Annotated in this window: 16 protein-coding genes and 1 pseudogene; 13 read left to right on the plus strand and 4 right to left on the minus strand. The window is 38.0% G+C overall.

All coding sequences use genetic code 11. From position 1 onward, the window contains the following. The 9 genes from PI20285_RS09955 to PI20285_RS09995 all read left to right on the plus strand — a co-directional run bounded on the left by PI20285_RS09955 (window position 1) and on the right by PI20285_RS09995 (window position 7490). A complete protein-coding gene (locus PI20285_RS09955; protein ID WP_057773284.1) occupies window positions 1–1581 on the plus strand; it encodes an MFS transporter in 1581 nt (526 codons plus the stop codon). 130 nt (window positions 1582–1711) lie between these two features. Then, a complete protein-coding gene (locus PI20285_RS09960) occupies window positions 1712–2599 on the plus strand; it encodes a LysR family transcriptional regulator (protein WP_057773281.1) in 888 nt (295 codons plus the stop codon). After that, window positions 2600–3187 carry a pentapeptide repeat-containing protein gene (locus tag PI20285_RS09965; protein ID WP_057773279.1) on the plus strand — a complete coding sequence of 196 codons (588 nt, stop codon included), beginning with the start codon at window positions 2600–2602 and terminating at the stop codon, window positions 3185–3187. A 157-nt stretch (window positions 3188–3344) separates the two neighbouring features. Further along, window positions 3345–3854, plus strand: coding sequence for a flavodoxin (locus PI20285_RS09970; protein WP_057773277.1), 510 nt, complete (start codon window positions 3345–3347; stop codon window positions 3852–3854). A gap of 15 nt (window positions 3855–3869) precedes the next feature. Then, window positions 3870–4613 (plus strand): SDR family oxidoreductase, encoded by a 744-nt coding sequence (locus PI20285_RS09975; protein WP_057773275.1) that lies wholly within the window; start codon window positions 3870–3872, stop codon window positions 4611–4613. A gap of 41 nt (window positions 4614–4654) precedes the next feature. Then, entirely contained in the window at window positions 4655–5068 is a 414-nt protein-coding gene (locus PI20285_RS09980; RefSeq protein ID WP_057773273.1) for a cupin domain-containing protein, read from the plus strand. 3 nt (window positions 5069–5071) lie between these two features. Further along, the gene (locus PI20285_RS09985; RefSeq protein ID WP_057773271.1) at window positions 5072–5395 is read left to right on the plus strand and encodes a carboxymuconolactone decarboxylase family protein; all 324 of its coding nucleotides are present in this window, start codon (window positions 5072–5074) and stop codon (window positions 5393–5395) included. Window positions 5396–5457: 62 nt separating this feature from the next. Beyond that, a complete protein-coding gene (locus PI20285_RS09990) occupies window positions 5458–6324 on the plus strand; it encodes a DUF3737 family protein (protein ID WP_057773270.1) in 867 nt (288 codons plus the stop codon). After that, entirely contained in the window at window positions 6324–7490 is a 1167-nt protein-coding gene (locus tag PI20285_RS09995) for a MalY/PatB family protein (protein ID WP_057773268.1), read from the plus strand. Before PI20285_RS09990 ends, PI20285_RS09995 begins: the two co-directional genes overlap by 1 nt. Window positions 7491–7555: 65 nt before the next feature. On the opposite strand, the gene PI20285_RS10000 is transcribed toward PI20285_RS09995, so the two are convergent. After that, window positions 7556–8005 carry a DUF2188 domain-containing protein gene (locus PI20285_RS10000; protein ID WP_057773266.1) on the minus strand — a complete coding sequence of 150 codons (450 nt, stop codon included), beginning with the start codon at window positions 8003–8005 and terminating at the stop codon, window positions 7556–7558. Between the two features lie 255 nt (window positions 8006–8260). Between PI20285_RS10000 and PI20285_RS10005 the strand changes: the two are divergent. Then, a pseudogene (locus PI20285_RS10005) lies at window positions 8261–8919 on the plus strand (transposase). Window positions 8920–8941: 22 nt separating this feature from the next. Here the strand turns inward: PI20285_RS10005 and PI20285_RS10010 are convergent. Continuing rightward, on the minus strand, window positions 8942–9142 hold the full coding sequence (locus PI20285_RS10010) for a hypothetical protein (protein ID WP_057773259.1): 201 nt from the start codon (window positions 9140–9142) through the stop codon (window positions 8942–8944). A 949-nt stretch (window positions 9143–10091) separates the two neighbouring features. On the opposite strand from PI20285_RS10010, the gene PI20285_RS10015 reads away from it, so the two are divergent. The 3 genes from PI20285_RS10015 to PI20285_RS10030 all read left to right on the plus strand — a co-directional run bounded on the left by PI20285_RS10015 (window position 10092) and on the right by PI20285_RS10030 (window position 11513). After that, window positions 10092–10295 (plus strand): hypothetical protein, encoded by a 204-nt coding sequence (locus PI20285_RS10015; protein ID WP_057775447.1) that lies wholly within the window; start codon window positions 10092–10094, stop codon window positions 10293–10295. Between the two features lie 378 nt (window positions 10296–10673). Further along, window positions 10674–10979, plus strand: coding sequence for a hypothetical protein (locus PI20285_RS10025; protein ID WP_057775443.1), 306 nt, complete (start codon window positions 10674–10676; stop codon window positions 10977–10979). A gap of 309 nt (window positions 10980–11288) precedes the next feature. Then, entirely contained in the window at window positions 11289–11513 is a 225-nt protein-coding gene (locus tag PI20285_RS10030; protein ID WP_057775441.1) for a hypothetical protein, read from the plus strand. 20 nt (window positions 11514–11533) lie between these two features. Here PI20285_RS10030 and PI20285_RS10035 read toward each other — a convergent pair whose 3' ends face one another. Both PI20285_RS10035 and PI20285_RS10040 read right to left on the minus strand, forming a co-directional pair. Then, window positions 11534–12175, minus strand: a complete 642-nt coding sequence (locus PI20285_RS10035; protein ID WP_057775440.1) for a helix-turn-helix domain-containing protein — start codon at window positions 12173–12175, stop codon at window positions 11534–11536. A gap of 153 nt (window positions 12176–12328) precedes the next feature. Next, on the minus strand, window positions 12329–12823 hold the full coding sequence (locus tag PI20285_RS10040; RefSeq protein ID WP_057775438.1) for an ABC transporter permease: 495 nt from the start codon (window positions 12821–12823) through the stop codon (window positions 12329–12331). Window positions 12824–13026: the final 203 nt, after the last annotated feature.

A 13026-nucleotide genomic window follows, 5' to 3' on the forward strand; every position in this document is an offset into this window, starting at 1 on the left:
ATGAAGCAAAAAACGAGTGTTAAACAATGGATCGCCTTGGGAGCAATGAGCATGGGCGTGTTTATGGGATTATTGGATGTGACGGTGGTTAACGTTGCGCTGCCAACGATGGTCACTGATTTCCACACCAATTTCACAAATTTACAGTGGGTATTAAATGCCTATACGTTAGTTTATGCGGTTAGTTTGTTAATCATGTCTAAATTAGGCGATATGTATGGACGAAAGAAAATTTTCTTAGGATCGTTGATTCTGTTTGTCATTGCATCCGCAATCAATGGAATGGCAACTAATTTATTAGTGTTGGACGTTGGTCGAGGAGTGCAAGCCATTGGTGGTGCCGGGATGATGTCATTATCGATGGCACTCGTCACGTCAAACTTTGATGGCAAAGACAGAGGTTTGGCGCTGGGAATTTTAGGGTCCGTAATAGGAGTTTCAACAGCATCCGGACCATTAATTGGTGGTTATTTAATTGAGCACTTTGGCTGGCCAGCAATTTTTTATGTCAATGTCCCAGTTGGTTTAATTGCGGTTGTGTTGACAGTCATTTACGTAAATGAAACCCCAAGTTATGGAAAAGGGCAAAAAATCGATTTAATGGGGATGCTTTTTTCGGCGTTAGGGCTGTTTGCCGTTATTTATGGATTGATCGTCAAGGAAAGCAATCCGCATCTTTCATGGTTAAATTTACAAGTTAGTGGTTATCTGGTTGGTGGTTTGCTTCTGTTAATTATTTTTGTGATTATTGAGTTGCATGTGACGTCGCCAATGGTTGATATGAAGATGTTTAAACGTACGCATTTTGTTGGAATTGTGATTGTGGCTTTTGCCTTGGGAGCTGGTATTTATTCGTTTAATACCTTTTTAACCGCTCTAATGCAAAACTACATTGGTTACTCGGCACTTCAAACCGGGATTCGGCAATTAACGATCAGTATGTGGTCATTAATTTTAGGCCCGGTTGTGGGGATCTTAAGTTCACGTTATTCTAAAAAATGGATGATTAGTATCAGTTTGTTTGTAGGTGGCGTAGGCTTCCTACTGGTTGCCCGTGCGGTTGGTCCCAAAGTTAGCTTTGAAACGTTGTGGCCCGGGATGGTTTTAATGGGAATTACCAATGGGATGGTTAATCCACTGTTAAATACAACCGGTATGGAAGGGGTCAAACCCAGTGAAATGGGGATGGTGTCGGGGTTACTAAACGTGTTCCGCCAACTAGGAATTACTGTTGGCGTTGTCGGACTCGGCTTGGTACAAGATACGAAATATGAGAATTATTTGAACGTTCATTTGGGCTCCGTTAATATGCCAGCCGCAGCCCTGTCAGGCATAAAGAAAGCTTTGGTCGAAGCAGGGCCATTTTCAGGCCATGGCATTGCCTTTTCAACTCGGATCAGTCAATCACCATTTGGACATGGACTTCAACAAGTTGTGATTAAGGCTTATGATAGTGGTATGACGGCCGTTGCAGTTGGCGCAGCTCTGATTGTGATTATTGGTGGTTTGGCTGCGGTATTTTTACTTAAAAATCATGTGGATTCAGTTGAGATTTCAGATAACTCTAAAAATAGAGACTAAGATTAATAAGGATAAACGAGGTGACAACTTTGTTTATCCTTATTTTTTTATTCGTCAAAAGCATGAGCAGCCAGATAGCATGCCACTGATGTATAATTAAACTAATAAAAACCAGAGAAGAGGCAGCCGAATGGAACTACGTTTATTGCGTTATTTTTGGACTGTGGCAGATATTGGCAACATCTCGAAAGCTGCAGAACAGTTACATATAACTCAACCCACACTTAGTCGCCAGATTAAGGAATTAGAAGAAGAGTTGGGTTCGCCGCTGTTTACACGTGAAAAAAATCATTTGGAATTGACCGAAGCTGGTTTGTTTTTGAAGAGCCGTGCAGAGGAGATCATGGATCTTACGCAGGCTACTCAGCAGGCCTTTGTAGATCGGCGGCAACAGTTATTCAGCGGTCATATTCGGATTGGCTGTGTGGAAGCTGATAACTCTGATACGATGGCGATGATGTTAGAAGAATTTATTCGTGACTATCCGGAAGTCAAATTTACCGTTTTGACGGGAACCAGTGATTACATTACGGATCGATTAGATAAAGGGTTAGTGGATCTGGCCATTTTGCTGGAGCCGATTAATACGGATAAGTATCATACTTTGACATTACCCCGAACCGAAAAATGGGGTCTTCTGGTCTCGCAAGATTCATTTCTGGCAAGTAAAGAAGCTATTACGGCTGACGAGTTGAGCGGCGTTCCACTGATGATGGGGGCTCGATCCGAAATCAGGACGCTTTTATCGAGTTGGACGGGCAGTTCCGTTGATAACTTAAATGTCATCGGCTATTTCAATCTACATTATAATATTCTTCCTCTGGTGGAACGGCAGATTGCCGCTGCACTGGTGATTGAAGGTGCCACGATTGATAGTAATGTGCGCAAATTAAAATTTCTTCCATTAGATCCGGAAGTAAAAACAAATTGTGTGTTGGCTTGGCGAAAAAATCGTGTTTTATCACCAGTTGTTTCTGAATTGATGAAACGATTCAAGCAAGCATTTGAGGAGAAATAGATGATAAAAGATAAGCAACTTGAAGTGGCCGAGATTGTTTCCGGTGAAAGCTATGAAAATTGTACGTTCTTGCAGACACCTGAAAAAGTTAAGGTCTCAGAGGTCAACTTTGTTGGATGTACGTTTGAACAAACGGATCTTAGTGAGGGTGAGTGGTTAGATTGTACATTTGAACGGATGAATTTTGCTAACTATCATTTTGAAAAGAGTATTTTTTATCGAGATCACTTTAATACTTGTAACTTATTAGGAACTGATTTTTCTAATAACGGCTGGAAGGATAGTAGCTTTACTGACTGTCGGGTAGATTATGCAAATTTCAGTGAATCTAAACTTACGAAGTGTGCAGCTAAAAATTCTAGTTTTAAGGAAACCTATTTTCGATATGTTGAATTCAAATCTGGTTTTATAACTAAGGGCTGTGACTTTGATTCTACTAGCTTTATTGGTTCTAAGTTAAAAAAAGTAGATCTTTCCAAAAGTGAGTTTGAGGTTTTAGAAGTTGTTCCGGAGGATTTAGAAGGATTGATTATAAATCAATTTCAGGCCAGTGCGTTAATCGGTGTGCTTGGTGTGGTTGTAAAATAAGTAATATGAGTGGTTGGCCTAAATTGGCTGACCACTTTTTTGTTATGCCTCTTAGGCATGGGACATGTTTTTTTAAGCATTAGACGAGGTCTAAAAAGCGCTGTAGGATAACAAGTGTAGTCAAGAAGGATTACTTAATGAATGGAGATGTTTAACCATGTCAGTCGTTGTTTATTTTTCACATGATGGAGAAACGTTGCTGGATGGTAAGCATCAACAAGTTTCGTTTGGTAATACCGAGGTTGTTGCAAAAACGATTGCCCGTTTGGTAGATGGTGAACTTGTGAAGTTAATGCCAAAACCAGTGTATCCGGTCGACTATCAGGCAACGTTAGCACGTGCCAAACAAGAAATGAAAGCTAGTCAATTCCCTGAAATAATGCCAGTAACGCATGATCTCAAAGCGGATGAAGTGATTTATTTAGGCTATCCTATTTGGTGGGGAACCCTGCCAGCAGTAATTAAGACGTTTATCCGGCAAACGGATTTGAAGGGCAAAACAGTTTATCCGTTTTGTACCCATGAAGGAAGTGGCTTTGGACGTAGTATTCAAGAGTTGCAACAATTGCTACCAGATTCCGATATTCAAAAAGGATTGGCTGTTCGCGGTTCGCGAGTTACGTGTGCGCAGTGTGCCGTTAATAATTGGTTAGGTCAAAAGGTTTAAAAAAAGGAGATTAATATGTCAGTCAAAGATAAAGTTATTGTAATTACAGGTGCTTCAAGTGGGATTGGTGAAGCAACCGCCAAGTTAGTTGCTAAAAATGGTGCCAAAGTTGTATTGGGTGCCCGCCGAGAAGCTCGTTTACAAGCAATTGTAAAAGATATTGAAGCCGATGGTGGTCAAGCAGCTTATAGTGTCACAGATGTCCGTAATCCAGATGAAGTTCAGGCTTTAGTAGACTTAGCTAAATCGAAGTTTGATGGATTGGATGTAATCTTTAATAACGCCGGTATTATGCCTAACTCACCAATTAGTGAATTACGAACTAAAGATTGGAATGACATGGTTGATATCAATTTAAAGGGTGTATTAAATGGGATTGCAGCTGTGATGCCAACTTTCACGAGTCAAAAGAGTGGTCAAATTATTACAACCTCTTCAGTAGCTGGGATCAAGAGCTTCGCCGGATCAGGTGTTTACGGGGCAACAAAGTTTGCCGTTCGTAATTTGATGGAAGTTCTGCGAATGGAAAGTGCTCAGGAAGGCACCAACATTCGAACAGTTTCGCTCTATCCAGCCGCGATTAATACAGAATTATTGGGTTCTATTACTGATAAAAAGGTCGCTGATAATATGGGTGAATTTTACAAACAAGTTGGCATCACACCTGATGCAGTGGCGCGGGTTGTGAACTTTGCGATTGATCAACCAGAATCAGTGAACGTCAATGAGTTTACCATTTATCCAACCAAACAAGCTTAGTTTCAATTAACTTAATTTAAACAAAACAGAGGAATTTTATTATGGCAAAGAATGAAGAAACAGTAAAAAATGGACTTTTTGAAGTTGGCGATAAGAACGTTGCCTATCAACAATTTTTCCAAGGCCAAAGTTATTTAAACACTTTGGTTGGCGAAAAAGATATCAATGTTGGCGTGGGGAATGTCACCTTTGAACCTGGATGCCGAAACAACTGGCACATTCACCATGATGGCTACCAAATTTTATTGGTAACTGGTGGTGAAGGCTGGTATCAAGAAGAAGGCAAAGCCGCTCGTAAATTGCATCCTGGTGATGTTGTCGTTACTCATGATGGGGTTAAACATTGGCATGGTGCCACTAAAGACAGTTGGTTCTCACACGTGGCAATTACTGCGGGAACTCCAGAATGGTTAGAACCCGTTTCAGACGAACAATATAACGCATTGGAGGACTAAAAAATGGCTGAAAAACAAACTGCAAGACGTGATAACTTGGGCGATTTTGCTCCCAAGTTTGCGGAATTAAATGATGATGTTTTATTCGGAGAAGTTTGGTCTCGCGAAGATAAATTATCTGCTCGTGACCGGAGTATGATCACCTGCTCAGCTTTGATGAGTCAGGGCTTATTCCCACAATTGGAATCACATATGAAGATTGCAAAGAAAAATGGCGTAACTAAAGATGAAATGGTTGAGTTGATCACCCATCTCGCATTTTATGCCGGTTGGCCAAAGGCTTGGTCTGCATTTGGTCTTGCAAAAAAGATCTATGCAGATGACTAAATAATTAAGGTTTAGGAGAGTGATTTTTCTAAACCTTTTTTGTATTTAAAAGGAGAGAAAGTATGACAGATTATAATGAACAGTATTTTGAAGGAGAACGGTCGTTATTTGCCGAAAAAGATGCAGTGATTACTCGAACGACTTTTGGTGAAGGAGAGTCACCATTAAAAGAAAGTCACAATATCGAAGTGAAAGATTCAATTTTTAAATGGAAATATCCCTTGTGGTATAGCAAACACGTGAAAGTTGACCACACAATTTTTGAAACAATGTCGCGATCAGGAATCTGGTATACAGATGATATTTCAGTGACCAACAGTACGCTGCAGGCTCCCAAACTATTCCGGCGCGGACACCACATTTCATTAAAAAATGATCACTTTTCGGATGCTGATGAAACACTCTGGAATTGTTCAGATATTCGCATCGAAAATGTTCAAGCACGTGGTAATTATTTCGCGATGAATAGCAATAATATTTATATTGATCATTTAGATTTAATGGGTAACTATGCGTTTGATGGTGCCAAAAATGTTGAAGTTCATAACTCTACATTAGTTAGCAAGGACGCTTTTTGGAACTGTGAGAATGTCACGGTTTACGATTCGGTCATTAATGGTGAGTATTTAGCATGGAACACCAAAAATTTGACGTTGATTAATTGTACGATCGAAAGTGACCAGGGGCTTTGTTATATTGATCATCTTGTGATGAAGAATTGCCGTCTCTTAGAAACTGACTTAGCATTTGAATACTGTCGTGATATAGATGCTGATATTCAATCTAACATTACCAGTGTGAAAAATCCGATCAGTGGTACGATTCGAGCAGAGTCAATTGATGAAGTGATTTTGGATTCTACGAAGGTTGACCCTGAACAAACTACGATTGTGAAAACTAAGGGAATTTCAAAAAAGAGGTCAGCATAATGGGTGAATTCGATCAGTTAATTCCGCGGCGAGGAACGGATTCTATTAAATGGCATGTTAAAAGTAATGAATTGCCAATGTGGATTGCGGATATGGACTTTAAAGCGGCGCCCGCAATTCTGAAGGCCATGCGCGAAAAGGTTGATTTTGGAGTGTTCGGGTACGAAGAGCCACAGGCCGACTATTATAAAGCCGTTGCTCATTGGTACGAAACAGAGCACCATGCGCGTCCCGAAACGAATTGGATGTTATATTGCACGGGCGTTGTACCCGCAATTTCGGCGGTTGTACAAAGGATTAGCAATGTTGGCGATAACGTGGTTGTTCAAGCGCCAGTTTACGATATTTTTTATCACTCGATTGAAAATAATGGCCGTCACGTTCTGTCCAGTGACTTAGTTTATGATCAACAGGCGCATACTTATGCGATCGATTTTAAAGATCTGGAAACTAAACTGGCAGATCCAGTGAGCACCCTAATGATTTTATGTAACCCGCATAATCCGATTGGAAAAGTGTGGTCACGAGATGAGCTAATTCAGATCAGTTCCTTGTGTCAAAAACATCATGTTATTTTATTGAGTGATGAAATTCATGGGGACTTGGTGTTTGGTGAACCAGCCTATACGCCGCTATTTTCATTGCCAGATGCGTTAATTCAGCACACAATTACGACTGTTTCACCAAGTAAAAGTTTTAACGTAGCTGCGTTGCATGCCGCTACAGTGATTGTGCCAAACGAAAATTTACGGGAATCGGTCAGTCGCGGGATCAATAACGATGAATTGGGTGAACCTAATTTGCTGGCAATTCCGGCGACAATTGCGGCATATACGCAAAGTTCTGATTGGTTGCAGGCCTTGAAAGCTAAGCTGGTGGAGAATCGTCAATTTGTCGCGCAGTTTATTGAGACTAGGATACCTGAAGTTCAGCTTGTTTCAGAAAACGCGACTTATCTTTTGTGGTTTGATGTTAGTCAAGTAACCGATGACGCAGAAAAATTAACGGTTTTTATCCGTGAACAGACCGGTTTGTTTTTATCAGCGGGAACTGTCTACCGTGGCAACGGATGTTATTTCTTGCGGATGAACATTGCTTGTCCGACAAATATGGTCGAAGATGGATTGAATCGCCTCAAGCAAGGCATTGAAGCATTTAAAAAATGAACTAAAAAAGAAACTACTCATAAAGTTGAAATTCATCAACAAAGTGAGTAGTTCCTTTTTTTAGTTCAGCGGGGCCGAATTTCATTTTGTAAGTTACCGTCTTTTTTATAAATTTTAACGGCTGATTCCTTATTTTTCACAATTTCACGCGCTCGTTTGATGGCAGCGTCTTTGTTATCAAAACTTTCGCTGGCTTGCTTGCCACTTTCAGCTTTTACTTGCCATTCACCATCCTCGAAAAAGACCGCTTCATTGGCATCTAATAAACGTGACTTACTTTTGTCTCCATCATGTTTATCATGTTTGCTGGGATCAGGAGCTTTTCGAAAGGTTGCACGTTCTACGCAGTCACTATCTGCATACCATTTTTCAGCTTGTTTCATCGCAATCGGAATTGCGCGGTCATCAGGATAGCCATCAGCCAGTAAGGCATTGACGATATCGATGGCTTTTTTGCGTACTAATTCTTTCATGTTCTTCATTGAAGCTGGATAATCTTCCATATTCCAGGGCATTGAGGAACCTCCTTACATTACGTGTATAAGATATTCTATATGATTACTATTATATACGAATATAAAATGGTGAGGAAAATATTTGCTTAAAAAATTAAGAATTGAATTTTCTGATACTGAAGTTGTTGCAACTTAAATTTAAGTATTAGTAACAACGCATTATTTAGAGTCGCCGCTTGTAAAATTAAGTTAGAAAGAAACCATTTGTAGTAAGCTTTCATTCTACGCTAATAAAATAGAAAGTGATGACCACAAATAGCCTACAGACATCTAAGCACAACTGAACTCACAACTATATATGCATTCTGGAAAAATGGTAAAAAAGCTTATAAAGTATCTCAGTACTTGGGCGTGCAAAACAAACAATTTATCATGTTTATAGCGCTTTAGAAGATGGTTTAAGCGTTGTTGATTATCTGGAATGCTACATAAAAAACAAGGCCAAATGTGGGTGCAAGTGTATTACTTTGTCCGTTGACGAGACCGACTACATTAACGAATGCATAAAAGATGGTTGGACGCCTGACACGATCATCGGTCGTTCGGGACACCAGATTAGCTGTAATACTAGAACACTTTACAGAATGTCCAAATGTGGTTATTTTGATGTACGTCAGTTGCCAATGAAAGATACAGAATTTGCTGGTTGGCAAAGAATTTTCAACAAACACGATATTAGTACGTACTTTGTTCAAGTGAGTGTACCTAATCAGCGAGGACTTAACGAAAATAATAATGGTCTTCTTCGAAAAGATGGCCTTGAAAAGTTGTTGGATTTTTGTGATTTATTTGACGAATTTGTTCAACAAATTAGTACAAGAAGAAATCGCATCTCACGTAAGTCTTTAGGCTATAAAACGCCGATTAGAATTTTTATAAAATATGTCACAAATGAGGTATTAACTCTTTTCTAACTTAATTTGACAATTTAGGTATTTAAAATTGCTTTAGCATCAACATAAAACCAATAAAGACCATAATGAGGCCAAAGAAAGCAGCACTCCATAAGGATACTAAAATAAATGAAGAGGTTTCCTTTCCGCCATGCTGTTTTAGGTGCCTAAATGTTCTATAAACAGAATAGAATTGCCATATTGCCAACAATAAAGCCACAACTCCGGTTAATCTTTCAACCAATGAAATCATCTTCCTTTAAAAAGTTAGAACTACTGATCATAATACCACCATCATGTTTGTTATTTTCACTTAATTTGAAATAGTGGCTATTTTGTGAACATTTTGAATTTTTTAATATACTTTTTTGTCAGCAATGTTATTTTGGAGTCTTTAAGTGCGACTTTTAAAATAATACATTTATTTTTCCATAGAAGGACTTAATAAGTGTCCATTTTTTTGTAAAATGTTTTCGATTTAATTCTTTTCGAATGGTTCCTTATAATATGCGAATGTAGGAATAGTTTTTATGAAATCGAATGAAAAAACGCCCACATCTTGCAAGAAGTGATGGATAATTTCAAATTGCGGTCTGTATCGCACGGTAATGAATAGGTGATACTCCCATAAAAGGTGCGGACGGCTCATTGGTACAGTGAACCATTATCAATTGGTGTCATAGTCAATACCAAAGATGATGCCAATAACTTCCAGGGCAATTATCACGAGTCTCGATCGAGAAGACAGACCCAATGATAACTGCTTGGAGAAATCCAGCAAGTATACAGCGTTTTGAAAGTGACAGCGAGACAGCAAAGAACTATTACGCTTGTATCCTAGTTCATGGATAAATAATACTATGAATGTAGTATGAATCTATGGATACGATTTAATACGATTTCAAATAAGGCAAGTTTGTTTAGTACAATTGAAGTTCAAATGAGAGCGGCAAGTACTGTAAAATATGGGTCTGAATAACGAAGACAACGCAATTTTTGTGAGTCTTACAGAAACAGACAACCAATGTATTTCTAATTGATTTTTTAAATATATTTAGTGCTAGTATAACCTTTGAAGAGAAGGCCTTTCTTTAACAGAGTAAAAACATTATGGGGAATTAGTTATGAAAAGTGTAGGACGGATGAAAAAGTACGTAAGAGTTTTAAACTATATAACGTGAGGAGATAATATAATGTCTGGTGAAAGATTAATTGGGGTTGTCGTTTTGTTGGTAGCTGCTTGGCAATTTTATTCATTTTTTCGTGGATTTAATACATTAAGAACTAAGTCAAATAAGGGAACCACCGCATTTACAATATTTGGGACTTGGTATGGGTTGCTCTTTGCAGTAATTCTTTTGGGATTTGGAATTACTTTTGTGCTAAATGGTTTTTGAAGAGCAGCGGGGTAACCAAATTAAGGCGAGTTTTGATAGGCTATTATTCATTTAAATGTGTATGGGATTAAGTAGAGGAGAGTATCATGAATCCGTATGTTTTAATCAGAATAGTTGGTGTATTCATTGTCCTAATTGGATTAATACAGTTTTATGTGGTTTACAAACAATGGAAAAAGTTGCGTGTCAGTATGAATGCTAATACTTCTGGATGGATGGCCCTCTCATTTTGGAGTAGCTTATGGTTTGGGGTTGGTTTTATCATGATAGGACTAACACTCATATTCTACTTTAGGTGAGATTGTAACATAAAGTAAATTTTAATATTGGTAGGGGTCTTATTCGTTTCTAGTAGAAAGGAATTTGAAGTGATTTGGTATGGACAGACAACAGAAAATAAAAGGCGATTTGAATATTTTTCGAACTAGGTTAGGCATGCTAAAAAATACTGCTGAAAGGCAAAGAGCAATAGAAGTGACAGATGATTTTTATGACGCAATTGCTAAACGTGATGTGAGTGATTTTGTCCTTTACGCTAAAGGTAGGACTTTTATTAAAGAAATCACAATTTTAAGAGGAGTTGCTTTGCATAAAATTAAGTTGGATGCACAATCCATTGCTTTATTTGAAGAGATTCGTAACTTGATTCCAGCATCTCAGAACCGAATAAATATGCTTATCTAATTTACAAAATATTGATTGGTAGCAGGGTAGCGAGCCATTGAACTTAGAGGCACTTTTTCCCTTGCTCTACATTTTTAAAACATTTAGAAAAATGATTATGCTAGGATATTTTGAAACGTATAAAAAAATCAATTATAATAAGTGCTCGACACTTTTTTGAAAACAGTGTCGAGTCCTTTTTGTTTGTTTGAATTGATTTTATTTTCGATATGAAAATGAAATTTAGAGTATCCTTAAGAAGAACAAAACTCAAATACTTCCAGGTATTTGTTAACAGCAATAAGATAAGTAAGTTAAGAGGTGACAAGAGTGAATCCAGAAAATATGATTGGCCTCGTATTTATTTTGCTGGGAATTTGGCAATTCGTTGCTTTTTTTAAGACTTTTAGGACATTTCGGAAGCATACAATTAACGGGACAAGTGGTTTTGCACCCTATGCATTTTGGAGTGGATTAATTTACGCGTTTATATTTTTAGGTATGGGTATTTCTATGATTTTTAATGAACTGACTGAGTTTCTTAGTGGTTTGTAGATTTAATTAGTTGAAATAAACTATTTAACTTGGTTTCTTTGGCTTTTTAAAATATCATGACCAAAAATCACGATTGTTAGACTAAACGTCATTAATGCAATGAGCATGAATCTGCCTAACATGAAATTAGATACATAGCTAACATTTCCATCTATTAAGCGTTGAATAAAGCTGATATTAAGTGTATTCAACATTGTATGTACAAAGAAGATAAGAATAAAACTAGCAATAACTATAATTGAATATTTACGATTATGAAATTTTTTCCAGTTGTCATAGTAAGACATAAAAATCATAATATTTATTGCAAGTAACGTAGGAATCAGTAAGAAGTGAATCCCTGCAATTCTAAAAAATTCAACGTAAGATAATAGCCATAAAGCAAAGTTGAAAATGTAGGATCGTTTAGCAATATTATGAATTTGAAGGTTCTTTTTGTTTTGTTCTTTGTAGTAGCTCAGAACACGATCATCGCGCAGCAACAAATCGAGTGAAATTCCATATAAATCACTTAATTTCACAAAGCTATTGATATCCGGATAACTACGGCCGTTTTCCCAACCAGAGATTGTTTTTCGTGAAACGTGTAATTTTTCTGCAACTTGGGCCTGTGTTAATGATTTATCTGTTCTGCATCGTTTGAGCTTTTCTGATATGTCCATTCTAAACGCTCCTCATAGTACTAGTTTACTACAGATTAGAATTCTTATGCTTGAAATTAGTAAATAAGTAGAATGTAAAATCAGCCCATAACCGTGATAAAATAACGATTATAGGCTGATTTATTTTTAAAACGTTATAATTTTGTGCTGAACTTAAACATGCCTGTAAATTCTCGTTCCAGCAATATAAGAAATTAACGCAATACCAACTAACCAGGCTAGTGCTAACCAACCGTGGTTGCCAATCGGCTGTGAGGCTAACAGTTGACGCATTGTTTGAATTACCTGTGTCATAGGCTGGTTTTCAGCAAAGATCTGAATAATTCTCGGCATACCGGAAACGGGGACAAAAGCGGAACTAACGAACAGTAATATTAATACCAAATAAGAGAAGGCGCTGGCGCCATCAACGCTCTGGGCGGCTAGTGCAAAAGGAATTGATAACCAGGTAATGGCAATGGAAAAAATAATTAGTAGTGAGGCTGCAAGGACCCATTCGAAAAAAGATGCTTGACTACGGAAACCAACTAAGAAGCCAACTGCCAGAACTAGGATAACTGAAGTCATCATAAAAATGACAGAGGCTACGGCCTGACCGTTTAGAACAGCTGACTTAGAGATGGGAAGAGATTTAAAACGGTCAAACATACCAGATTGTTACTGGTCATCCAAAAGAGCACGATGACAAGGAATCATGCATCAGGTAGTGATGGCGATGGTAGACATTGGCTTTCGCAATTACGGACTAAGATTGGGCCCTCCGTGAAAATATTTTATTGCGAAGCGAGTAACGTGATTCTGAAGTTCAGAATAATTAACTTAAGCAAATTATGAAGTTAAATTAAGGAGGC

It is taken from the genome of Pediococcus inopinatus (assembly GCF_002982135.1).
Classification (GTDB): Bacteria; Bacillota; Bacilli; order Lactobacillales; family Lactobacillaceae; genus Pediococcus; species Pediococcus inopinatus.